The following is a 24,483-nucleotide window of genomic DNA, read 5'->3' as shown; positions in this document are numbered from 1 at the left end:
AAGAACGACAAGGGGTGAAATGTTGTCACGCTAGGTGAGGGTTGGTGTATCCAGCTGAAGAAGGCTGAGTCCGTTTTCCCTATTGGAGAAGGTCCTCTATACTTATATAGAACGTGAATTCATTACAAAACATGTTAAGGAGTGAAGCAACAACATGAGTCAAGAAGTATTGGAACGTCGCAGTGAATTGCTCAAAAAGAACATTCACCAGATGCTTGTTCAAGACAATCAGCACGGTATCAGTCGCCAAGACAACATGTTTTTGCAGCAGATGATCAAAGAGCTGCATCAGACCTCACATGAACTGAATACCAAATCTTAATGTAGAATCTGCACGAGAATGAAGATGTCTGGTGTACGATTCATTCCATGAAAATGAAAATGGCGCTATCTCCGATCAGACCGGGGATAGCGCTTTGATTTTTTAAGAGCCTATACAAAAGCCCCATTTATCTTACAGCAACTGTTGCTGAGCGGTTCTTTTCTCAATATACCGAATGAATAACTCGGCAAGCTCCGGATCGAACTGTGAACCCGAACATGCGCGTAGCTCCCGAATCGCTTCTTCCACGTTCTTGGTTTCCTGATACGGCCGCTCTGTCGTCATGGCATCAAAGGAGTCAATCACGGTCAGCATCCGGCACAGCCGGGGAATCTCGTTACCCTTTAGGCCGTAAGGGTAGCCCTTGCCATCATAGCGCTCGTGGTGAAGTTCAATATACGGAATCAGATCGGCGAAGCGATCGTTCGTGATCACCATTTTTTTGCCCCAGGTGACATGTCCCTTGATCGTTTCCCATTCTTCTGCGGTGAGCTTGTCTTTCTTGTTCAGAATGGACCAGGGAATCTCCAGTTTGCCGATGTCATGAATCAGTGCTCCCAGCACGAAACGACGCTTCTCCGCATTTTCCAGTGCGAGCAATTCACTGATATCCAGTGCATATTTGTAGACCCGTTTGGAATGTTTGAACGTATCCATATCCTTGTATCTGAACAGATTGAGCTGCTGCTCGATGTCACGAACGTCCTGTACCAGATCAATCTCATGTTCCATACCATCATTGCTGCCGTGGCGGTGCACGTTGTTCTTGCCCTGTTTCTTCGCATAATACAATGCTTTATCCGCCTGATCCACGAGCTGGGATTTGTTATACATATCCACCTGATAGGGCGCGACGCCAGCAGAGAAGGAGAGACAACCATGTGGAAACACTTCAACGCCTTCAAACGGCGTGTCGTTCAATTGTTTACGCAGCTTGTTCATGAACCTGTAGGATTCGTCCAGCTCCATGCCTGGCATGAGCAAAGTGAACTCTTCCCCTCCATAACGAAAAGCGGTAACAGGTGTGCCTTCCGTCTTGCGCATCAGAAAATCCCCCAGCAGGGCCAGCAGACTGTCACCTTGAAGGTGGCCAAACCGATCGTTATACTTTTTGAAATCATCGATATCAATAAGTCCCAGACAAAGCGGTGTTCCCTGCGTACGAGCGGTGGTTAGTTCATTTTCCAACATACTTTCAAAATAACTATGGTTGAACAGACCTGTGCGTTGATCCGTGTTCGCCTTCTCCTCAATGCTCTGATACATGACAAACAACTGCTTGAATGCATGGGAGAGCAGAATGCTGAGACTCAGATACAACAACAGACCAAGTACGCCATTGTGCACAACCAGAATCGTCAATACTAGCGCCAGAATCAGCGTACATAAATAAACCAGCAGGGATTCGGTAACGAATGCCCGCTTCATCTGCTGTAATGCATCCTTTGTTGAGAAATGAAAGAATAAGCCAAGTGTGATCGTGTTGATGATGAAGTAGGCTGCGAGCGCTGCAAAATAAGGAATCAGGTTATAGCCGTCCAGCGTTCCCGATTGCCCGCCAGTCCACTCAAACACGGCAGCTGCTCCCGTAATCATGAGACTGTAGATGCTGAAATTAACAATGTGTTTCCACCAGGTTAGCTTGCGCTCTTTGATTAACAGGATGATGGAGACAGGAAGCAGTACAGATAAACTGAAAGCTCCGCCAAACATGAATATACAGGCAAGGTATACCGATGAATCCATGGATTGCTGATTGCCTTTGGGTGGAATCTGGAACGTGAAGTAATCCAGAATTAACGCCGCACCCAGCATGGTGTAGACCATAACCCAATCCGCCGTGGTTAGATGAAGATAAGACCACTTGTTCATGTACAGAAAAACACCGATCCCGGTACAGCTAAGCAAAATAACATACAGACTGCTTCGATCTGCCTTATGGATAAGGTTACGAATAAAGTTCATAAAAAATCTCCTGCTTGGGTTTAGTCTACTCTTGATGTGTATATAAATTGAGCTGATGGGTATTAACACTTACAAATGTTCAGTTCAATATATAATTGTTGTTCTTGTATTGGGATATATTATATAGATGTTTAACATACCAATTTGCCTGGCAAAAATCCAGAAAGAAAAAACAGGCCGCTGGCAGCCTGTTTGTCTTGTTTGGCGGTATGGATACTAGCCGCCCAGCTTGTATCCCGAGGTTAATGCTACAACGACAGAAGCCACGATGATTGCGTTGATGACAATGCGGGAATATTTCACACCTTCAAATTTTTTCATGGAGAAGACCTCCCTTCCTTGGAGTCTACCTGGTTCTCTTTAAGCCTGATGAGTTTTAGCGGTTTGTACAGCCTTTTTGTCCCGATTCACCATCATGTATTGGATAAAAAGGAATATGCCAATATTCATGACCACATCACCGATGCTGATGACTTGAGTCCGTGGATAAGGGCTGGAGAGTGGGATGATATCACCGAGAAAAGGCAAATGTGTAGATGCATCCATCATAAAATGCTTTGATACGGCGCCGCCTTCCCGGAGCATGTCTACATAGTAGGGTCCCAGTACAGCGGAGGCTTCCACAGAAACAGGCATGCGCCCACCGTTTACAGCCATAACGGCAAAATTGAGAAATACCCCAATCCAGATGAGCATGAAACCGGTATGGTGTCTGTTGAGCCACAGAAAAGCGAGCCCTGTGATGTAGACGGCAGCAAAGAGATACCCATTAATGGATGCCACCCATTCGAATCGTTCCTGGAGATAGAAAATAAAGAACTGGATTAGCAACAATACAGGGAAAATCCAGCCGCTTCGCAGCTTGAGTGCTGCAAACTGGTTGAGCCCATGCCGCAACCCTCCCCGAAAAAAACCAACGATTAAGCCTAGTAGAATACCGTCATATACCATGGAGTAACTCCTGTTCGTGCGGAGATATGCAATATGATTGCGTGTTTGTGTACATAAAGGATTCGACCTTATATTGGTAATTCCTGCATGAGAAAAATGATTTTGTAGAAGAAATTCGCAAAATGCTGAACAAAAAACCGCCTTTACGAATCTAGGGGTCGAAAACCCTGGAAAATTCGGTAAAGACGGATGTTTATAATGGCAAAATACGAGCTTTAATTCGGTTGGAGACGGAATTTATTTTATTCAGATCCACCGTTCAGATAGTTGAAGAAGGGCTGGTCCACCCAGAAGTCATACGTCGAAATGTCCGCATCAGGAGCCAGCTTTAGGAAACCTTCCCGAATGGATTTGGCATTTTCCTTCAGAGAGAAGGACTGAGCATAGTAATTGCCAAGCGCGATCTTATTATTGGAAATGACCGGATAGCTGGCCAATGCCGTTGGTGAGTAATAAAGTGGTTGCCACCAGGAATTGAGAATCAATGGAGATGTACTGTCACTGTTCTTCTTGGCATATTTCAGAACAATATCATTGAAGCGGACCTTGTCTGCCACATTGTTGAACTCGAACTGAATATCATATTCCTTCGCAGAAGCGATATAGTTGCCGTTTTCGATCTGTGTCACTTTATAGTCTGGCGTTTCCTTCGGCTCTCCCCATTCCTTCAAATAAATGAAGGCGGATGTCTTCGGCTGGAATTGCACATCAGCATCAATACCTTCGCTACGCAACAAACCAACCAACTGTACAGCATGTTGAATATTATCGTGGCCGTAGGTAAGTGTCAGTTCATCGATAAAGTTGGAATCAAAGCGGCTATCCTTCAGATTATAACCTGTTACGAGATCATCTCGCAGGGCCTGATCCACAATCTTTCTCAGCTCAGGTGATTCGATCAGATCCGCTGTGCGATATGCAGCATACAGTTTGGAATAGATGTCCGCATCGCCGGAACGCCCAATCTCATGTTTGTATTTCCCTTGACTGACCAATACACGTCCAAGCAGAGTATCAGCGAAATCTTTACTTGCTATGCCACCCTTAAGGAGAGCGGGGTATAGGCTTTCGGGAATCAGGCCTGTATCAATCGCTGCAGCCAGTTCCTGTGCGGCTTGTCCCTGAACACGGTTCGGGTTAATGCCAACCTTGGCAAGTGCTTTGGCTGTTTTCTCAGCAGGATACGTATAGGCGAGCTCCTTGAATCCAGCTGCTTTCACCGCGATGAAGACGGCAGTATAAGTGCTCAGTTGATCCTTGGCACGTACTTCTGTACCTGTAAGAACCCCACTATTGAATAAGGAAACGGCAGCGTTATAAGAAGAATCACCCGAGGCCAGATCGGTAAAGACAGGAGCTTTGGCTTCACTGTCACTTGCTTGAGTTGCTTCCGTGATGGCTGCAATGGCTTGAATGAAATCACCTTTGGTCATCTGTTGCGGCAATTGAATGTTGTATTTCGCTTGCAAGAATTGAGCAAAATCCGCTGCGCTTTCCGTATAGGCAACTGGCGCCTGAGCTACTGGTCCTTTGACACTTTGTGAGGTGGTGGGTTTAGCCGGAGTTGCAGATGCTGCAGAAGCGGAAGCGGGCAAGCTAAGGCTGCCGAGTGTTACCGGAGCGGCGAGTAGGGCCGCCAACGTGATCTGGGTGATTTTTTTCAAATGAATAGCCTCCTTAAAATGGGTTGGAAAATAATCAGCTTTCGGTTATAATCCTGACAAATCCTATCAGAATAGAATAATTGGATTGACTTTAGCACGGAGACGCGCTGGATGTCAATGGAAAAAAAGCTTGCTATAAAGCGGTTTCCAAAGCTTGGTAGAAAGCAAATCATCAAATATATTCTAATTGAGTGTATACGCTCAAAGATTTATTGACAAGGATCGACAGTATCCGCTAGGATAAGAAAAAAGAATATTGAAAAGGGGTATTTTCAAAATGAAAAGAGGTTTATCGTTCGTCTTATCGATCATCATGTTGGCTATTTTGTTGGCAGCTTGTGGGAATTCGGCTTCCAAAGACGAACAATCCGCCCAAGGCAGTGATTCGGAGAAATCTCTTCGGATGGCCCTCGTACTTCCCGAAAAAATAGGGGTTAACCCTTTCTTTGTACAGATGGATGAAGGCTTCAAAAAAGCAGGCGAAGAATTCAAAGTAGACACCAAGACGATTGAATCGACAGACCCGGCAGCATTTGAACAAAATCTGCGTGCTGCGGTTGCCGAGAATTATGATCTGATTATTACAGCAACTTTCCAGGCAGAGGATGCATTGAAGAAAGTCGCTGCAGAAAACCCGGACAAGTCCTTTGCAATTGTAGATACAACCGTGGATCTGCCTAACGTACGTAGCGTTGGTTTCCGTGAATATGAAGGGGCGTACCTGCTCGGTGCAGCTGCTGGATTGTCCACCAAAACAGACAAAGTCGGCATGATCGCAGCAATGGACGTACCACTGATCAAGAAATATACAGAAGGTTTCAAAGCGGGATTGGAATCCGTGAATCCGGATGCTGAATTCCTTGTGAATTATGTAGGTGGATTTAATGACCCGGCCAAAGCAAAAGAATTGGCACTCGTACAATTTGGTAAAGGCGCTGATTTCATCGCTGGCGCATCCGCTGTAGGTGATCTTGGTGTGTTCGAAGCAGCGAAAGAAAAAGGCTTCTATACTTCAGGTCAGGATACGGACCGTACGGTTGAAGACCCGGAACATATCGTATTGTCTCAATTGAAATCAACCGATACGGTTGCTTATGAGACCGTGAAAGATTTTGTAGAAGGCAATTTCAAAGCAGGTGCAGTGAACTACGGCTTGAAAGAAGACGGTGTGGGCCTGACTTACGTTACACGTGATAGCGAATCTCCGCTGAATGCTTTTGTTGGACAAGAAGTGATCGACAAAGTGAAAGCAATCAAGGATGATATCGTATCCGGCAAAATCGTAGTCAAAGATCCATTGCAACAATAGTTTTGAATGTTCTTTTCAATGAATGAGTAATGGAAATGATCAGCCGGCTGCCCGATCAGGCAGCCGGTTTTGCTGCTATTAAATGACCGAGACCGAGAGGAGCGAACGCGAGATATGCTGTTGGAGATGGAGCACATTACGAAGAAATACGGCGGCTTCACCGCTAACCGTGACATCCGTTTTAATTTGCGTGAGGGAGAGATTCATGCCCTTGTAGGTGAGAACGGGGCAGGTAAAACAACCTTGATGCGTATGTTGTACGGCATGGAACAGCCTACGTCAGGCTCAATCAAAGTCCGTGGACGCGAAGTGAGCTTCGCTACGCCGTCCCAGGCGATGGCAAGTGGCATCGGTATGGTGCACCAGCATTTCATGCTGTTCCCTTCCTTTACGGTGGCGGAGAACATCGTGATTGGGCGCGAACCGGCGAAGGCAGGTGCATTTGACCGTAAAAAAGCAGCGGCCCAGGTGAATGAGCTTGGCAGACAATATGGCATGCCGGTTGACCCGTGGAAAAAAGTATCTGAGTGCCCGCTTGGCATGCAGCAGCGTGTTGAAATTCTCAAGGTGCTGCATCAGGGTGCAGACATCATTATATTGGATGAACCATCGGCGGTACTGACGCCGCTGGAAGTAAAAGAACTGCTGGCGAACATGAAATCACTCGCAAAGCTGGGCAAAACCTTTGTACTAATCACGCACAAGCTGCAAGAAGTCATGGATGTAGCCGACCGGATTACGGTACTTCGGGATGGTCAGGTGACAGGTACGCTCGAAGCCAAGGATACACATGTGGAGGAATTGTCCCGTCTGATGGTTGGTCGTGAACTTGTGCGTATGGACAAGCAGCCATCGGTTCCAGCCGAAGCGGTGCTTCAGGTGGAAGGGGTCAATCTGTCCGGGGCCAAGGATCGTTCGGCGCTCAAGGAGATCCATATGGAGGTTCGTAAAGGCGAAGTTGTTGGTATAGCAGGCATCTCGGGTAACGGCCAGTCGGAACTAATTCAGGTCATTGCAGGACTGCGTAAGGCAGACAGTGGTCGCGTTGTGCTCTCCGGGCAGGATACAACCAATTGGCCTGTACGGCGCATTCGGGAGCATGGACTTGCTCATATTCCGGAAGATCGTTACATGTGGGGAGCAGCCAAGGATGCGAGTGTTCGCGAGAACGGACTGATGGGCCATCATCATCGCTTGCAGTCACGTGGCATTATCAAAGCGAAAGCAGCAAGAACGATGGTAGAGAGCTGGATCAAACAGTTCAGCATCAAGACGGGATCTGCGGAGACCAAGGCGCAGTTTCTGTCCGGAGGTAATTTGCAGAAGCTGATTGCCGCTCGTGAATTTGCACAGGATACACCGTTTCTGATTGCAGCCGAACCAACCCGTGGTGTGGATATCGGAGCGATGGAGACGATTCATGCCGAATTGCTACGCAAACGTAGTGAAGGTGCGGGTATTCTGCTCATTTCATCGGAATTGTCTGAGATTTTGCAATTATCGGATCGCATTATTGTGATGTATGAAGGTGAAATTGCCGGGGAACTGAGAGCAGAGGAAGCAACTGAGGAACAGATCAGCTTGTTAATGGCAGGAGGGAAAGAGCGGATATGAATCGGGTAAAAGAAACACTTCGCGGACTCGTACAGCCGCTGCTTGCCGTATTCATCGGTCTGATTGCAGGGGCTGTGGCGATTCTGATTGTTGGCGGTAATGTGGTGGATACGTATGCGGAGATGTGGAAAGGGGCCTTCGGCAACTTCTACTTCTTCACCAATACACTGGCTCGTTCCACACCTATCATCTTGGCGGGACTTGGCGTAGCCTTGGCATTCCGGGCCGGATTTTTCAATATGGGAGCCGAAGGCCAGATGATTCTTGGCGGGCTCAGTGCTGCGCTCACGGCGCTCTATCTGCCAGGCCCGGGCTGGTTCGTGTGTATTGCTGCGATTGTAGCAGGTATTGTTGCCGGAGGAGTCTGGTCTCTGTTTGCAGGTTGGCTGGATGCTCGTTTCGGCATGAATCTGTTGATTACAACTTTACTACTTAACTATATTGCCATCTATTTTGGCGGTTACATGGTCTCCTATCCATTCAAGGATCGGACTGGATCAGCAGCGATGGCTCAGACACCCATGATTGATCAAAGTATCTGGTTGCCGAAGTTGTTCCAGGGCATGGGACTGCATGCTGGCTTCATCATTGCCATAGTCGCGGCTATGCTGATCTACTGGTTCACTCACAAAACGGTGACGGGTTACGAGATCCGCATGCTCGGCAGCAACCCGTCCTTTGCAACCTACGGTGGTGTTCGTCGCATTCGCATGATGATGCTGTCCATGGTCATTAGTGGTGGACTTGCTGGACTGGCAGGTGCGGGAGAAGTGCTGGGTACACAGTACCGTTTCCTTGATGGCTCGTTGTCATCGGCTAGTTATGCCTGGAGCGGCATTATGGCCACGCTGCTTGCCCGCTCGCATCCACTTGGTACAGCTGTAGCAGCTATTTTGCTGGCTGCGTTACAGACAGGTGCCATGGGGATGGAACGGAACACGGATGTGCCGCTGGAAGTCGGCAGTGTCATCCAGGCCGTATTGACGTTATTTGTATCAGCTCAGATCGGTTATTCATTCCTGAAGCGGAGAAAGGAGAAAAAGTCCAATGCAACAACTGTTTGATGCAGCCATGTTTGGCTCAACCTTGCGGATTATGACTCCAATCCTGCTTGCAGCGCTCGGTGGGGCTTTATGTTCCCGTGTCGGTCTGTTCAACGTGGGTCTTGAAGGACTGGTTTTGATTGGTGCGTTCTCCGCCATTGTCGGTAATTATCTGTTTGGCAATGTGCTGCTGGCTGTACTCTTTTCCATTATTATCGTCATGTTGTTCTCGGCGCTCTTTGCCTTTATAAGTATTAATCTCAAGGCCAACGCCATCGTGGTCGGGATCTCGCTCAATTTCCTGGCTGCGGGGGTGACGACCTTTGCACTGCGTGCGATTTTCGATGTAAAAGGTGCATACTACGACAAGGACATGGTGGGACTTCCCAAGTGGGATATTCCACTGATCAAAGACATCCCGTGGGTGGGCGATGTATTATCGGGACATAGTCCCTTGGTCTACCTCGGTATTGTGCTCGTGATTGGACTGCAATTCTATCTGTTCAAAAGTGTATCCGGCTTCCGCCTGCGTTCCGTCGGTGAGAACCCGATTGCAGCACAGAGCATCGGGATCAAGGTACGCGGCATCCAGTACGGTGCCGTTCTGATGTGCGGTGTGTTGTGTGCTCTGGCTGGCGCACAGTTGTCGCTCGGTCAGGTGACGATGTTTACCGAAGGCATGACTGCTGGTCGTGGCTTTATCGCGCTGGTGGCAACGATGCTGGGGCAAGCGAATCCGCTTGGCGTGATGGGCTCCAGTGTACTGTTTGGCTTCATGGAAGCATTGAGTATTCGTCTGCAAGGCTTCTCCTTGCCAACCCATTTCACATTGATGCTGCCGTATATTGTAACGCTGGTCGCGATGTTCTTTTTCAAAGACCGCACTTATGCACAAGATGCACTGAAAGCGGGCGGAAGCTCGCGTTAATTCCTGAATGCCCATGCTAGAGGCAGAAGAAGAAGGAGGAATTCCACTTGCATAACAAGGCTGAACGTTTGAAAAAAAGTAAAACCCCGGCACCCAAAACGGGTAACGATCACGGAGATCGGCTGCCGCCGGGACAGATGCTGACGGAGAAATTCCCGATTCTGCATGAAGGGGAAGTGCCGGAATATGACCTGTCCACATGGGACCTGAAAGTATTCGGCGAAGTGGAAGAGGAGAAGGTGTTTTCCCTGGCCGAGTTGCAGGCGATGCCACAGGTGAACACGGTAAGTGATATTCACTGTGTCACACGCTGGTCCAAATTCGATACGCCGTGGGAAGGTATTCGCTTCTCGGATTTTGTGAAACTTCTGGGGGTTAAGCCGGAAGCAAAATACGTCATGATCCATGCGGATCATGATTATGAGACAAATGTACCGCTCGAAGAATTGATGCATGATGATGTATTGCTTGCATTCAAATATAACGGCGAACCACTAACGCCCAAGCATGGTTTTCCACTGCGTATGGTTGTGCCACAACTTTACTTCTGGAAGAGTGCGAAGTGGATACGTGGGCTGGAGTTCATGACCGAAGACCGTAACGGATTCTGGGAAGTGAATGGTTTCCATCATTTTGCCGATCCGTTCAAGGAGCAGCGCTTCTCGGGTGAAGATCTGCCGATTCCGGAAGACGAGTGGACGAAGAAGGAGTTTGATTGATATGTTGATGCCTATTTTGCAGATTCATTCGGAAGACATGCCGGCATATGCCATTGTCTGTGGTGATCCGGCACGTGCGGAGAAGATTTCCCGTAAGTTGGAGCAAGCGAGAGAACTGGCGTTCAGTCGGGAGTATCGCACGTTTGTTGGTCTGTACGAAGGGGTACAGATCGCTGTGGTCAGCCATGGTGTAGGGTCACCTGGAGCGGCTGTCTGCTTCGAGGAATTGATTCGAGCGGGTGTAACAACCCTGATTCGTGTAGGTACAGCGGGATCGTATACAGCGGATTATCCGGCAGGTAGTGTGATTGTGAGTACAGCCGCTGTTCGTACAGATGGATTGACTCGCCAACTGGTGCCGGATGGTTTCCCAGCGGTAGCGGACATTGGGGTGACGCAAGCGTTGATTGAAGCTGCTCGTGAGCAGGGGAACGCGGATGCTACAACCTTTGCAGGCAAAGTGGGCGTTGGTATCACCGTAACGCTGGATGCGTTCTTTGCAGGCGTGGAAGAGATTCCACACCGCAAGTACAAGCAGGCTGGGGCACTTGCGGCCGAGATGGAAATTGCGGCACTCTACATCGTCAGCACCTTGCGTGGCGCTCGTGCCGGAGCCATTGTCGCGATTGACGGATTCGCGGACAGCGATCTGGCTGCTGAGTATGATCCGCATACAGATGCGGTTGGACAAGCGGTGGAGCGCGAGATTAATGCCGCTCTGGCAGCGCTAGTCGCGCTTGCTCGTCAGGATCAGGCATAGGTTAGTTTAAGGCAAGTATACATTTTTTCTCATTGTTACAAGCAAAACAGAAGATGATGTCCATTTAAGGTGTACAATATAAAAAGGGCGTCCCGTAAGGTCATAAATATGACCCAGGGGGCGTCCTTTACTTTTTGATTTTTTCGTTTTTGGTTCAGTGGAGCCTTTTAAATAAACTGAAAAAGAAGAGGGGATGCAGGTACAGTAGCGAATTGTATTTGCATGGCATGTTATTAAATTAGGAGGGTGATTATATATGGGTTGGAGTGAATTACGTGAAATTCCTAATGAATACAACGAAGAGGTACAGCGGATTGATGAGCAACTTTTGAAACTGGTTGCAGCTAGAAAGGAAATAACCGGAGCCGTCCAGTACCAACCCCCTCAAAGTACTATCGATGAATGGGTGAGCTTACTGGATATGAAGGAGGAAGATATCCGATATGTTCTTCGTAGCGTGCAGCCGATGCCGCAAAGACACTACTTTCCAAGTGAACCTCTTCAATTGACGAGTGTGGTGCCGATTATGAAGAAAATGATTAAAGATTCATGTGAGTATATGATCACACATTCGATGCAATATGAAGGCGAAAGCCTCGTTTATGTGGAGATTCAATATAAAGGGAATGAAGCTGAGCGTATACAAATGGTTCCACATTTGGCTCTGGAAATATTCAGCGAACAGAGGCATGTCACCATGAGACATGGCAGTCGTGGAGGAGGTGGGGAGACGCAAATTAGTTTCCGAGTGGTTCCTGCCCTCCCTTCTTCTCTGGAAAACGTTCGATTCTCCTTGATTCCCTCCATACCAGAGTTGGAATACAAAGTAGAGGAAATCATTTTGGATAAACAGGTTGATTTCGATTAGCGTGGAACAGGATATATCATGAAAATGACGTATGGAGAATGCGCATGTATTTAGGGCGCATATCTATACGTCATTATCTTTATCTGGGGAATAAGTGGATGGCCTGTCCTTCGCGAAGAATGATAATGCAGAAAATGGGCACGTTATATAAAGGAACATCAACATGAATACGAAAAAAGGGAGGACTCTACGATGACACAGAACAATCAACCTCAGGATGAAGCGGAAATTCGCAACAAGCTGGATGAAGACGGGGATTCCTTGATGGAGAAAAAGAAAATCTTGAGCGGAGTGGACATTGAGCCGCAGGCGGACGAATGGGCAGCGAAGCCATCACCTGTTGCTTTTAATGAAGGAAATACTTCTTCGAAAAAATAATCAACATGAGCATCATATGGGCTTGATGGAATGAAGATAAATTTTGTGAAGCAGGTACCCTTATGGTATCTGCTTTTTGGTTGTATAATAATGTAAAATTCAGCAGACGAAAGAGTGATGGGGATGAGCACGAAGGGGAATGTTAACATTCGAAAGGCAGAACTCAGGGACTACTCTGGCGTGTCATGGTTGATGGATGAACTGCACCAGATGCATGTTGAGGCGCGGCCGGATCTATACAGAGTGTTAGAGACCAGAATGGAGGAGAAGGAATTCACCGAACTACTGGAAACGGACAAGCGATACCTGTATGTTGCCGAGTCTTTAGAAACAGGCTTGATTCTGGGTTACGGGAGTGCGCAGTTGAGTGTAATTCAGGATAACCCATTGATGGTGGATCGCAAGATGCTGTACATCCATGAACTTGTAGTGGATACCAAGCATCGGGGCCAAGGAACGGGCAAACAGTTAATACAGGCATTCATCGAGCTAGGAAGAGAGCTTCAGGCAGACAGCGTGGAATTATCCGTGTCGACGTTTAACTCGGACGCACAGGCTTTCTATGAACAGATGGGTCTGGTCGTTCGCAGCAGCAGGATGGAATATACCTTGTAAGATGCACTGCTCTTTATAATTCGAACAAGCAATCATCTATTTTTAACAAAATATCAAAATGAACTTGAATACCCCCATGGGGTATGTTACTCTTAGAAAAGAACGAAAGGAAAGGGGTGTTCATGATGGATCATCAGAGCCATCCCGAGGAACCTTTGCAATCCTCCATGTCCGATTCAACGGAAGCTTCGGCTACAGTTCAAGAAGCAGTATCCTGTCATACCGAAGGCAGTGATGGAAAGCATGTGCGCAAGAGTCATCATTCGCAGGAGATGAAGAGTAACCTGGTTTCTCGTTTGAACCGTGTGGAAGGTCAGATTCGCGGGATCAAGGGATTGATCGAGAAGGATACGTACTGTGATGATGTGCTGACGCAGATTGCGGCGGCTCAGTCTGCTCTTAATTCGGTAGGCAAACTTCTGCTTGAAGGCCATATGAAGAGCTGTATCGTTGAGCGCATTCAGGCTGGTGAACATGAGGTTGTCGATGAACTGCTGGTTACGATGCGGAAGTTAATGAAGTAAGATGAATCAATTCACCTAATTAATTTTATCATTTTAATATACCCCAAGGAGGAATTTACAATGTCTAATGTTACGTTGAACGTTACGGGAATGTCTTGCAATCACTGTGTGAAGTCGGTTGAAGAAGCTGTGAAGAATACCGGTGCGAGTGGTAAGGTTGATCTGGCAGCGGGAACAGTAGCGGTGGAATATGATGAGCAGACGGTGAACGTGGATCAGATCAAAGCTGCGATTGAAGATCAGGGATACGATGTAGTCTAAAGGGATCACAGGCTTAAACCGAACATGCTCATGGGCGAAAAAGAGGTCAAAGTACCTTTTTCCAAGAGCCAGGTTTAAGCCTAATTTTCTGTCTAATATATACCCCTTAGGGGTATGTTGAATGCAACATACAAAAATTGAATCGACATGAAAGGAGCTGACATGATGGATAACTCAACGAATAAACCAACGGATAGATCATCTGAACCCACCCCAATACCAGCTATGGCAGACGCACCAGGACTGAAGGCAACACTGCACATCACGGGAATGACCTGTGCTGCATGTTCTACACGAGTGGAGAAGGGATTGTCCCGCATGGAAGGTGTGCATCAGGCCAATGTGAACCTTGCGATTGAACAGGCGACCGTATCTTATGATCCAAAGACAACCAACGTGAATGCGTTGCGGGATAAAGTAGAGGCGCTTGGCTACGGAACGGTGTCCGAATCGGTTGATCTGAACATCACCGGTATGACGTGTGCTGCCTGTTCCGCACGAATTGAAAAAGGTCTTTCCCGACTACCGGGGGTATCTCAGGCGAATGTGAATCTGGCGCTGGAGACAGGGCATATCGAATATGCCGCGGGCTCATTGAAACCTTCGGATATTACTGCCAAGATCAAGCAGATGGGCTATGGTGCTGAACTGCAATTGACCCAAGAAGAGACCACATCGGTTCGTGAACGTGAGCTGCAACGCAAAAAGTGGAAATGGATGATATCGGCTTTGTTATCAATTCCTTTGCTGTGGGCAATGGTTGGGCATTTCTCGTTCACATCCGGAATCTATGTACCCGAGCTGTTCATGAACCCTTGGTTCCAACTGCTGCTGGCAACACCGGTACAGTTCGTGATTGGGTGGCAGTTCTATATAGGAGCGTACAAAGCACTTCGCAACCGCAGCGCGAATATGGATGTTCTTGTCGCACTGGGTACCAGCGCAGCGTTTTTCTACAGTCTGTATCTGACGTTATCCAGTGGGTACTTGCCTTTTGCGTCGGTGGATCATGGTGCAATGGGAACGGGCGCAGCCGCCATGCCTTCGGTAGAACTCTATTATGAGACAAGTGCAATTCTAATTACGTTAATTTTACTGGGCAAATGGTTGGAAGCTGTGGCGAAAGGTCGCTCTTCACAGGCGATCAAAAGCCTGATTGAGTTGGCTCCACGTGAAGCCCGTGTCATCCGGGATGGACAGGAAGTTATGGTTCCTGCTGCATATGTTGCGGTAGGAGAACTCATTCTGGTGAAGCCGGGTGACAGCATACCAGTAGATGGTATCGTTGAGGAGGGGCAATCCTCTGTAGATGAATCCATGCTAAGTGGAGAGAGCCTTCCCGTGGATAAAAAGCCGGGAGATGCCGTTACAGGTGCTACGCTGAACAAAAATGGAGTATTACGACTGCGTGCGACCCGAGTAGGTTCCGACACGGTTCTGTCCCAGATTATCAAAGTGGTGGAACAAGCACAGGGCTCTAAAGCGCCGATTCAGCGGATTGCAGATGTTATATCCGGCATTTTTGTTCCGATTGTCGTCGGCATAGCTGCATTGACATTCTTGATCTGGTATCTGTTTGCAAGTCCGGGTGACTTCGCCGGTTCTCTTGAAAAAGCCATTGCTGTGCTCGTCATTGCCTGTCCATGTGCACTGGGGCTGGCCACGCCGACCTCAATCATGGCTGGATCAGGCCGTGCTGCTGAGTACGGCATTCTGTTCAAAGGCGGCGAACATCTGGAGTCCGCACAACAGATTCAGACCGTGGTGCTCGACAAAACAGGTACAGTGACTCAAGGTAAACCCGTGCTTACCGATGTTATCACGGCTCCGAATTGGACGGAATCGGATCTGCTTGAACGTGTGGGAGCGGCTGAACAGAGTTCCGAGCATCCGCTGGCAGAGGCGATTGTTGTGGGTATCCGTGCCAAGGGCCTGGAGCTGATCCCAACAGAGAAGTTCGAGAACATACCGGGATATGGTGTGCGAGCTTCAGTAAAAGGGCAGGAAATTCTGGTCGGCACACGGCGATTGCTTGCGGATGAACAGGTCAATGTCTCAGAGGAAACCGTTCAACAGATGAACCGACTGGAAGAGCAGGGGCGTACAGCGATGCTGGTAGCGGTGGATGGTCAGTGGGCAGGAATTGTGGCAGTGGCTGACACCATCAAGGATACCTCTCGTGAAGCGATCGGTCGTCTTCAGGCGATGGGGATTGATGTTATCATGATCACGGGAGACAATGAGCGGACTGCTCGCGCTGTAGCGGAACAGGCAGGGATCGGTAAAGTTCTGGCTGAGGTTCTGCCCGAAGGTAAAGCTGCGGAAGTGAAGAAACTTCAGGAGAGTGGCCTGAAAGTTGCAATGGTAGGTGACGGTATTAATGATGCTCCAGCACTCGCTACTGCTGATATCGGGATGGCCATCGGAACAGGAACGGATGTAGCGATGGAAGCGGCAGATATTACATTAATGCGTGGTGATCTGAACAGCATTGCAGATGCGATTGAAATGAGCCGGCGCACGATGGGTAACATCAAACAAAACCTGTTCTGGGCACTCGGATACAACGTTATTGGTATTCCCATTGCGGCAGTTGGCTTCCTGGCTCCATGGCTGGCAGGGGCGGCGATGGCGTTCAGCTCCGTATCGGTTGTACTGAATTCCCTACGTCTGCAACGCATGAAGCTGAAGAGAAATGACTGAACGACCTTTGTTTGGAGATACATTCAACGCCTTATTGTAAATGAAGTGAGGATGAATAAATGCGCGGTTCGCTGCGGCGGACCGTTTTTATTTGTTGAGAAAAATATAGTTAAGTCGCCAGAAAGTAAGCCTAAATTGTTGGTATAGATGTTCTTTTCTACGGAGAAAAGATAGCATAATGCTCTTTTGTGAAAATGGATCGATTGTATTCATGAATAAAGCTTACGTTTTCTGAATATTTCAAAAATGAGTTGACAATATGGTCATATTCACATAAAATTTAAACGATCGTTTGATTCAAACAACTGTTTAAATCAAATTAGAACTATTTTGAGTAATGGAGGACACCTTTTATGTTACAGGCTTTACGTACATTGTTTAAAAAACCGCCAGTGATTGTAGGGATCGTAACAGCACTTATGTTCCAAGTGATCTTTAGCGTGATCTGGATGACCGCATATTCTGGAGTAAATGACCGTGCAAAAGAATTGACGGTTGCAATTGTGAATGAGGACGGCGAAATGTCCAAAGGAATTGCAGATTCGCTCGCTGGAACACTGCCTTTCCATACCGTATCCAATCTGAGTGCAGCTGAAGCGTTGGATCAGTTAAATCATCACCAAGTACACATGGTGCTGGATATCCCGGCTGGATTTAACGAATTGCTTCAGACGGCTGGCTCAACCGCCGAGATTAAATACACCATTAATGAAGCAAACCCGGTTACGATTAAAAGCATGATGCAAGGTGTATCACAAAGTGTGACAAACACGATTAACAAACAAGCTACAGCGCAAGGGGTACAAACGGTACTTACTGCTTCGGGCGCGCCTGCTGATCAGGCTGCTGAAGCTGCTGCGAACCTGGCTACCCGAGTGGAAGGAACGACAACGTCCATCAACCCGGTTAACGGGATGAATAATCAGATGGTGCCAATGATGATGGTACTGGCTTCCTATGTAGGTGCCATGATCATGGGGATGAACCTCCAGACAGCCATGGGTATGCTGTCATCTACCTATTCCCGTTTGACTTTGTTTGGCTCGCGAGTAGTCATTAACGTGGGTTCTGCATTGGTCGTTTCCTTGCTGGGATCATCACTGATCGTGGCACTGGGCGGACAGATTGCACAAGGATTCGTTGCGTTCTGGTTATTCCAGGCACTCTTCCTATGCACGTTCATGTTCTTCTCCCAGTTCTTCCTGATCTGCTTCGGACCGGCAGGAAGTCTGTTCAACATCATCTCACTGTCCTTGCAGCTGGTATCTTCCGGTGCTATGGTACCGCGTGAATTGCTGAACAGCTTCTATAGCGGCATTGGGCAGTACCTGCCTGCAACATACGCCGTTCAGGGCATTCTGAGCGTGCAGTTGGGAGGTCCAGGAGTTCAGTCTGCTGCGGGCTCTATCGTGATTGTACTGTTGGTTGCTGTTGCGTTGTCACTGGTCGTGACGTTATTGAAAAAACAACGCATGCCAGCTATGGCTCCAAGCCCGGCTCAAGCAAACAACTAAATTCAGCAGATGTATACCATTGCATCATAAGATAGCTCAAGCACCCCGATGATTTTCATCGGGGTGCTTGGTGTAATATAATAGACAGATACAGTACCTGACTACAGCCCTTGAGCTGAAGCAGAGGAAATGAACGGACAAGAGGGAGCGGGACGGAATGACGGAACCGGAGTTGGATATCAAAACGAGGATATTACTTGCAGCCAAGAAGCTTTTTGCACAGCAGGGGTATGACGGGACGAGTGTTCGTCAAATCTGTGATGAGGCGGGTGCAAACGTGTCACTGGTCTCATACCATTTTGGCGGAAAAGAAAAGGTGTTCGAGGCATTATTTGAACATTTCTTCCCCGATCATATGATGAACTCGCTGGCGGAAGAGTCCATGTCCTCGCCTGTGGAAGGTATCCGACGAATTATTGGTGAAGTTGTGAAGTTCACGATGACAGATCGGGAGATGAGCGATATTGTGCAGCTTGAAATTACACTGCGTACACATCGCACAGCTACCGTATTTCGTTTTCTGGACCCCGTCTGGACACGTGTGAGGGAACTACTGCAAGAAGGAAAAGACCAGGGATTATTCCAAATCGAGTCCGTATCTTATGCAATGCTTCAGGTTATGGGTGTGGCTTTGGCGCACAAACGAGCCAAGAATTCACGATTTGGCTTTGATTATCAACATATGAATACAGACGAGCTCGCGGAGCAGACGATTGAGTTCGTACTTCGAGGATTGGGAGTGAACCGCCATGAATGAAACCATTGAGTTGATGATGAAACACCGCTCTGTACGAAAATTTAAGCCAGACCCGGTAAGTGATGAGCAGCTTGCAGCCATTGTATCGGCAGGGCAGATGGCTTCCTCTTCAAGCAGTGTACAAGCTTATACCGTGATTGCTGTGACTGAATCGGAGCAAAAAGCCAAGCTGGCTGAACTGGCAGGCAATCAGGCCTACGTCAATGAATGTCCGGTGTTTCTCGTATGGTGTGCCGATCTGTACCGGCTGAGTGATGCTGCGAAACGTCATCTTCCTGAGAAGGAAGCGTATGCCGATTCGACCGAGAATTTTATGGTAGCCACGATTGATGCCGCTTTGGCTTCCCAGAATGCCGCTCTTGCAGCCGAATCCCTTGGCTTCGGAATCGTATATATCGGCGGGCTTCGTACTCGGATTGAAGAAGTCGCTGAGCTGTTAGGATTACCTGAAGGCGTATATCCGGTGTACGGCATGTGTATTGGTGTTGCAGATCAGGAAACGGGAATTCGCCCACGTCTGCCGCTGGATGCAGTCCTGCATCATAATCGATATAATGCCGAGCAGAGCCTCCAAGGTGTTGCGCAGTATGATGAGACCACAACCGCGTACATGAAAGAACGGACCAATGGAGAACGAACGACCCCATGGTCCGAACTGATGGCGAAGCGCTTGACTGAGCCGACAAGATTGCAAGTGAGACCGTTCCTGGAAGGCAAAGGATTCTTGAAGCGTTAATTTGAACGGAAGGTAGTTACACTTGCCATTCCGATGACAGAACAACCTTCCGATCGCTGTTATCCCTAGATTTTTTGATTCAATTTTTGTAAAGGTGAAAATCTAGTGATAGCCGATGCTTCCGATGTAGCTTTCTTTCAGAAAGCTTTTAGGCGAACGCCCTGCTTCCTCAGGTTATTTCTGTCCTCTACATTCTTGTGTAAAAATTTTGTTCAACTGATATATACGGTAAATTAGAAGTCAGTCGGGGAAAAGTCGACTGGCTTCTTTGTGCTGTGCTGGCAGAGTAAGCGAGTTTGCTTGCTTCTACAATCATGTTGACTCAAGTTAATCCATAGAAACGCTTTGTGTTCTGATAAAAGAGACGGGCGGCCCTCTCGGTTCCCATGCCAGTGATTTCACTCCATGCCTGGATGACCTGTCTGGTCATGGCCGGGTGTGTCATTCGTCCCTGAAATGGTCCCTCGAAGGGCCAAGGTCCGTCGGTCTCGGCCATCACTTGTTCTGATGGATATTGCCGGGCGAGTTCACGAATCTCTTCTTCATAGACAATATCCGGTGTGAAGGAAATGAAATAACCGTTGTCCGCTATGCGCCTTACGGTTTGGCGAGAACCTTTGAACCAGTGGAAATGAGCACGTCGGAATTGATATTGCTCCAGCAGATCACAGACAATATCGGCATCATCGTATACGGCATGAACGACAAGTGGTTTGTTATGCTTTTTGGCAAGTTGGATGAAACGTTCAAGCAGCTTGATATACCCGCTCTGATCGAAGCGCTGTCCTGCCTGCTCCGCTTCCTGACGATTGTAATAGGGAAGGCCAACTTCTCCGATGGCTGTAGCTTGTCCAATATGCTCTTCGATCCATTGGAAGAACAGGTCCATTTCTGCAACGGAAGGCAGTTCCTGTTCTGGATGAAAACCGAAGGCCGGATAGATGGTGCGTGGATGTTGTTCGGCAAGCTCCAGATTGGCTTGGGCAGAAGCGAGATTCATGGACACGGCAATGACTGCTTCGACCTGGTGAGACGGGAAAGATAACAGCATCTCGCGTTGTTCGTCAGGGGTATACTGATCGAAGTGAATATGAGCATCAATTAATGGTGCAAAAGCTTGAGAATGCACGAGGGAATTCCTCCTTGTGTTCATTTATATTCTAACTATGTTACGCAGAATTCCTTGTGGTGGATCACCCATTAAAGGAAAATAATAACTTAAAAGCCCGCACTATCAAGATAGGCGGGCTTTCTGTTGTTCTTCTCTCATCCACTGTGCAATCTGCCGTTTACGCTCCAGAAAAGCGGATTCCTCCGTAATTTCTTCTCGTCTTGGGCGATCAAAAGGAACATGTACCTCGTGCAACACTGTTGCAGGTCGGTTGGATAACACATAGACCCGATCTGCAAGCAGCAATGCTTCTTCGATATTATGGGTGATGAACAGCACCGAGCGGCGGTTCTGTTCCCAGATATCGAGCAGCCAGCGCTGCATGTCGCTACGTGTCAGTGCATCCAGCGCGCTGAAGGGTTCGTCCAGCAGCATCAGTTCCTGCGGACTGAGCAGGGCGCGCAGGAATGCAGCACGCTGCTGCATTCCGCCCGACAGCATATGAGGGTATGCCTGCTCGAACCCGGCAAGACCCACGCTGCTTAACCACTTACGAGCTTCTGCAAGTGCTTCGGTCCGAGGGGGAGCGCTTGAAGCTACTTCTCCAGCAAGCAGTACATTGTCTTCAATGGTCCGCCAAGGGAAAAGAGCAGGCTGTTGTGGCATATAACTGATCTTGCCACGTTGGCCCGTTACATCATGATCGTCCATGAACACTCGCCCTTCCTGTGGCCTCAGAAGACCGCCGATGATATGGAACAGGGTGCTTTTGCCACAGCCGGATGGCCCAACGATAGCAACAAACTCGCCTTGCTCCACAGTCAGGGATAGGCCGTTCAGAACCGGTAACCTGCTCCGCCGTTCACGGAATGATGCATGAACATCCACGACATCCAGTGCAGGTGGAACCGTAGCAGCAGTCGTATTTGTCGGTAGACCAGGATTAGCCGAGTGAAGTTTTTCACCGTGCTTTGGTTCCAATGCGCGTGCTCCCCGTTCACGCTGGACATGTTCGTCCTTTTGCCGATTCATATGGTCATCACTTCCTAATTACAGATTACTTGCTTTACTACCGCTTCTGTGGCCGCCAGCGCACGAGCAGCTTCTCCAGAAGGGCAATGAACAGGAAGAGCAGCAAGCTGAGCGCGACAATAATCATGATCGCCACGAATAGGCGGTCCGTACGATAAGCAGACTTTTGCAGCATCATATAATAACCAATACCCTTGTCTGCACCGATCCATTCGGCGATAATGGCACCCATCACGCTATAGGTAGCAGCGATTTTGACACCGGAGAACACGGATGGCAGCGCATGGGGAAGCTCCAGCTTCCAGAAGATATGATGACGTTTCGCACCAGCCATGCGCATATAGTTCATCATCGCTGCATCTGTACGGGTCAAGCCGTCCATGGCTGCCACTGCAACGGGGAAGAAGCAGACGAGGATGATGGTAATCAGCTTGGGCAACAGCCCGAATCCGAACCAGATTAACAGGAGCGGCGCGAGCGCGATGGTCGGAATATTTTGACTAAGAATAAGTAATGGATACAGGGCTGACTTGAGAAAAGGAACCAAATGCAGCACCATCGCGATCAGTAATCCAACCGCTGTGCCGGCGGCGAATCCGATAAGCGTTAACTGAATGGTTGCGGAAGCGTGCATGCCAAGCCGATCAGCCTGGGATGCCGCTTCGCGGGCGATATCAGACGGTGCTGGCAGCATCCATTTTTCAATATGGAACAGGGAGACAGCTCCCTGCCATATCGCTATAAAGAGAATAACCGCCACGAAGGGCGGCCATACACTTTTGAAATAGGCATTCATTAGCGGTACTTCTCCGTCAGGGTATCCATGCTGAAGCCAGTAGGGCTATGGGCGATTTTGATCTGGGAGATGATGCTTGGGCTGCCAGCCTCGACGAGTACTTCGTGCATTTTGCGGACAACCTCCAGCAGTTCCTCCAGTTCCCCCTCCATCGTGGTGTCGAGCGGGTTCACCTGATATTTCAGGCCAGATTGCTGAATAACTTCAATGGCGCGATCTACATAAGGATAAGAGTTCTCGCCATTTGGCGTTTTTGGAATAACCTGAATGCTAAGTAGTGTGCTTGCCATGTGAGATCACGGCTCCTTTCGTGATATATAAAATGAACTAATGACGGTTACACTTGCCACTTCGATGACAGAATAACCTTCCAATCGCTGTTATCCCCAGATTTTTTTGATTCCCTTTCTCTAAAGGGAAAATCCGGTGATAAAGGCGACCGCTTCGCTTTTTCACGTTATTTCTGTCCTCTCCGTCCTCGTGTAAATATTAAGTTCGTTTTATATGAGATATTTTATTGGGGTAAAAACGCGTTCGTATATGCTTTGCTCACGTCGACCTGTTCATCCAGCAGTTTTTTGCTAAACATCCAGTCGGTGTAGTTCTGCCATACTTCCTGTTTCTGTTCTCCCCAGCGCGGGGCGTCATCCGTGTACTTTGGACTAAGCCATTTCTGGCTTGCCAGGACCAAGTCTTTATCCAGATCCGGGACGGCCTTGATCAGAATATTCGCTGCGTCTTCGGGATGATCAATTGCGTATTGATATCCTTCTGAAGTGGCTTTCAGGAATGCTTTCACCAGCTCAGGGTCGTTCTGAATCGTCTGCTCGTTCGTTACGAGAACAGGCGTGTAGTAATCCAGTGCATCTGAATAATCCTTCACATATAACATGTCGATCGGTTCTCCGCGCAGTTCAGCTTCAATCCCCGTCCAGGCGTAGAAAATCCACGCGAAATCAATATCCCGTTTCACTGCGGTGAAAAAGTCAGCGTCACCCATGTTAATGTTTTTTACTTTGGATACATCGGCTCCGTCGCCTTCCATAATGGATTGCATCACGGCTTCTTCCACAGGCGAACCCCAACCGCCATAGGTTTTCCCTTCAAAATCTTTCGGTGACTTGATATTCCGATCCGCCGGAGCAGCGAACCCGGATGTATTATGCTGAATAACTGCTGCGATGGAGACGAGTGGAACACCTTGTGTACGGGCTTGAGTTACACTTTCCTGATAACTTACGCCAAAAGGCACTTCATTCGAGGCAACCATCGTATCTGCGCCGCCGGCACCTGGTTGTACAATCTCTACATTCAAGCCTTCGGCCTTATAAAAACCTTGATCTACAGCCGCATACAAGCCGGTATGATTCGTATTTGGTGTCCAGTCGAGTACGACTTTAATATCCTTGAGGGCTGCGTTGTCACCTTCGTTGCTGCTCTCCGTATTCGTGTTGCCGTTGTGTTCTGCCGGGGCAGCTTCTTTACCGCCACATGCGGCCACAGTCACCAGTAGTACACATAAGAGCAACAGTCCCATTGTTTTACGCCATTTCATCTGTGATTCTCTCCTTCGGTATGTCCGGCCGAGTGGCACGGGGTACTCCTTGGCTTCATATCCAATCATCTTGCATAAATCGACAGATTTATACCAGTTGGATCTGGATGACTTATTTTTGTTTCGATAAATAAAACAAAAAAAGCGTCCCGTAATCCGGGACGCGTGCAGGCGTTAGAGAGGTGGCGTTCAGCCAGAGGGCTGTGCCATTTCGATATACTCCGATTCCTACGCTGGCATGATCCAGATCAGGTCTAAGGGTTAGTATCTTGGTGGGATACACTCTCAGCCGGCCAATTCCGACTCCCCTGGGAAACTATGAAGTTACGGGCATTACTAGGTGTAATTATAGGCCAGC

General features: G+C 48.3%; 24 protein-coding genes and 1 riboswitch. Of the genes, 16 read left to right on the top strand and 8 right to left on the bottom strand.

Annotated features, from left to right (window positions below; genetic code table 11):
- Positions 1-154 precede the first annotated feature (154 nt).
- Positions 155-322 (top strand): hypothetical protein, encoded by a 168-nt coding sequence (locus IFU39_RS25290; protein WP_017691019.1) that lies wholly within the window; start codon positions 155-157, stop codon positions 320-322.
- A 132-nt stretch (positions 323-454) separates the two neighbouring features.
- On the opposite strand, the gene IFU39_RS25285 is transcribed toward IFU39_RS25290, so the two are convergent.
- The 3 genes from IFU39_RS25285 to IFU39_RS25275 form a co-directional block, all read right to left on the bottom strand.
- Entirely contained in the window at positions 455-2,287 is a 1,833-nt protein-coding gene (locus tag IFU39_RS25285) for a bifunctional diguanylate cyclase/phosphohydrolase (protein ID WP_091018407.1), read from the bottom strand.
- 360 nt (positions 2,288-2,647) lie between these two features.
- A complete protein-coding gene (locus tag IFU39_RS25280) occupies positions 2,648-3,238 on the bottom strand; it encodes a DUF5317 domain-containing protein (protein ID WP_091018409.1) in 591 nt (196 codons plus the stop codon).
- 242 nt (positions 3,239-3,480) lie between these two features.
- Positions 3,481-4,902, bottom strand: a complete 1,422-nt coding sequence (locus IFU39_RS25275) for a hypothetical protein (RefSeq protein ID WP_192135596.1) — start codon at positions 4,900-4,902, stop codon at positions 3,481-3,483.
- 277 nt (positions 4,903-5,179) lie between these two features.
- On the opposite strand from IFU39_RS25275, the gene IFU39_RS25270 reads away from it, so the two are divergent.
- From IFU39_RS25270 to nfsA, 15 genes are all read left to right on the top strand, one after another.
- The gene (locus tag IFU39_RS25270; protein WP_017691014.1) at positions 5,180-6,211 is read left to right on the top strand and encodes a BMP family lipoprotein; all 1,032 of its coding nucleotides are present in this window, start codon (positions 5,180-5,182) and stop codon (positions 6,209-6,211) included.
- A 114-nt stretch (positions 6,212-6,325) separates the two neighbouring features.
- A complete protein-coding gene (locus tag IFU39_RS25265) occupies positions 6,326-7,825 on the top strand; it encodes an ABC transporter ATP-binding protein (protein ID WP_192135594.1) in 1,500 nt (499 codons plus the stop codon).
- Positions 7,822-8,889, top strand: coding sequence for an ABC transporter permease (locus tag IFU39_RS25260; RefSeq protein ID WP_091018415.1), 1,068 nt, complete (start codon positions 7,822-7,824; stop codon positions 8,887-8,889). The genes IFU39_RS25265 and IFU39_RS25260 overlap by 4 nt, the downstream gene beginning before the upstream one ends.
- On the top strand, positions 8,873-9,796 hold the full coding sequence (locus IFU39_RS25255; protein ID WP_076332630.1) for an ABC transporter permease: 924 nt from the start codon (positions 8,873-8,875) through the stop codon (positions 9,794-9,796). The genes IFU39_RS25260 and IFU39_RS25255 overlap by 17 nt, the downstream gene beginning before the upstream one ends.
- 47 nt (positions 9,797-9,843) lie before the next feature.
- Positions 9,844-10,515 carry a sulfite oxidase-like oxidoreductase gene (locus tag IFU39_RS25250; protein ID WP_017691010.1) on the top strand — a complete coding sequence of 224 codons (672 nt, stop codon included), beginning with the start codon at positions 9,844-9,846 and terminating at the stop codon, positions 10,513-10,515.
- Between the two features lies 1 nt (position 10,516).
- On the top strand, positions 10,517-11,275 hold the full coding sequence (locus IFU39_RS25245; RefSeq protein ID WP_192135593.1) for a nucleoside phosphorylase: 759 nt from the start codon (positions 10,517-10,519) through the stop codon (positions 11,273-11,275).
- Positions 11,276-11,531: 256 nt separating this feature from the next.
- Positions 11,532-12,143: a hypothetical protein gene (locus tag IFU39_RS25240; protein ID WP_192135592.1), complete on the top strand. Its 612-nt coding sequence runs from the start codon at positions 11,532-11,534 to the stop codon at positions 12,141-12,143.
- Between the two features lie 192 nt (positions 12,144-12,335).
- Positions 12,336-12,521: a hypothetical protein gene (locus IFU39_RS25235; RefSeq protein ID WP_036616704.1), complete on the top strand. Its 186-nt coding sequence runs from the start codon at positions 12,336-12,338 to the stop codon at positions 12,519-12,521.
- Between the two features lie 123 nt (positions 12,522-12,644).
- Positions 12,645-13,136 (top strand): GNAT family N-acetyltransferase, encoded by a 492-nt coding sequence (locus IFU39_RS25230; protein ID WP_091018422.1) that lies wholly within the window; start codon positions 12,645-12,647, stop codon positions 13,134-13,136.
- 167 nt (positions 13,137-13,303) lie between these two features.
- Positions 13,304-13,660 carry a metal-sensitive transcriptional regulator gene (locus tag IFU39_RS25225; protein WP_091018657.1) on the top strand — a complete coding sequence of 119 codons (357 nt, stop codon included), beginning with the start codon at positions 13,304-13,306 and terminating at the stop codon, positions 13,658-13,660.
- Between the two features lie 60 nt (positions 13,661-13,720).
- Complete coding sequence (locus tag IFU39_RS25220; RefSeq protein WP_017691004.1) at positions 13,721-13,921, top strand: copper ion binding protein; 201 nt, start codon at positions 13,721-13,723, stop codon at positions 13,919-13,921.
- Between the two features lie 225 nt (positions 13,922-14,146).
- Positions 14,147-16,624 carry a heavy metal translocating P-type ATPase gene (locus IFU39_RS25215; RefSeq protein ID WP_192135675.1) on the top strand — a complete coding sequence of 826 codons (2,478 nt, stop codon included), beginning with the start codon at positions 14,147-14,149 and terminating at the stop codon, positions 16,622-16,624.
- A gap of 353 nt (positions 16,625-16,977) precedes the next feature.
- A complete protein-coding gene (locus IFU39_RS25210; RefSeq protein WP_192135591.1) occupies positions 16,978-18,138 on the top strand; it encodes a YhgE/Pip domain-containing protein in 1,161 nt (386 codons plus the stop codon).
- A gap of 157 nt (positions 18,139-18,295) precedes the next feature.
- Complete coding sequence (locus IFU39_RS25205) at positions 18,296-18,895, top strand: TetR family transcriptional regulator (RefSeq protein WP_091018425.1); 600 nt, start codon at positions 18,296-18,298, stop codon at positions 18,893-18,895.
- Positions 18,888-19,631 (top strand): oxygen-insensitive NADPH nitroreductase, encoded by a 744-nt coding sequence (nfsA, locus tag IFU39_RS25200; protein ID WP_192135590.1) that lies wholly within the window; start codon positions 18,888-18,890, stop codon positions 19,629-19,631. Before IFU39_RS25205 ends, nfsA begins: the two co-directional genes overlap by 8 nt.
- A 322-nt stretch (positions 19,632-19,953) precedes the next feature.
- On the opposite strand, the gene IFU39_RS25195 is transcribed toward nfsA, so the two are convergent.
- The 5 genes from IFU39_RS25195 to IFU39_RS25175 all read right to left on the bottom strand — a co-directional run bounded on the left by IFU39_RS25195 (position 19,954) and on the right by IFU39_RS25175 (position 24,125).
- Complete coding sequence (locus tag IFU39_RS25195; RefSeq protein ID WP_192135589.1) at positions 19,954-20,784, bottom strand: TatD family hydrolase; 831 nt, start codon at positions 20,782-20,784, stop codon at positions 19,954-19,956.
- Positions 20,785-20,865: 81 nt separating this feature from the next.
- Entirely contained in the window at positions 20,866-21,774 is a 909-nt protein-coding gene (locus IFU39_RS25190) for an ABC transporter ATP-binding protein (protein WP_192135588.1), read from the bottom strand.
- 37 nt (positions 21,775-21,811) lie between these two features.
- Positions 21,812-22,570, bottom strand: coding sequence for an ABC transporter permease (locus IFU39_RS25185; RefSeq protein ID WP_091018432.1), 759 nt, complete (start codon positions 22,568-22,570; stop codon positions 21,812-21,814).
- Positions 22,570-22,860, bottom strand: coding sequence for an MTH1187 family thiamine-binding protein (locus IFU39_RS25180; protein WP_105601532.1), 291 nt, complete (start codon positions 22,858-22,860; stop codon positions 22,570-22,572). The genes IFU39_RS25185 and IFU39_RS25180 overlap by 1 nt, the downstream gene beginning before the upstream one ends.
- 224 nt (positions 22,861-23,084) lie before the next feature.
- Complete coding sequence (locus tag IFU39_RS25175) at positions 23,085-24,125, bottom strand: ABC transporter substrate-binding protein (protein ID WP_192135587.1); 1,041 nt, start codon at positions 24,123-24,125, stop codon at positions 23,085-23,087.
- Positions 24,126-24,332: 207 nt separating this feature from the next.
- A riboswitch (TPP riboswitch) is annotated at positions 24,333-24,445 on the bottom strand.
- Between the last annotated feature and the right edge of the window lie 38 nt (positions 24,446-24,483).

The organism is Paenibacillus sp. CFBP 13594 (assembly GCF_014842675.1).
Taxonomy (GTDB): Bacteria; Bacillota; Bacilli; order Paenibacillales; family Paenibacillaceae; genus Paenibacillus; species Paenibacillus amylolyticus_B.
The sequence above is the reverse complement of the archived record's forward strand: the minus strand, read 5'-3'. Positions and strand labels throughout refer to the sequence as shown.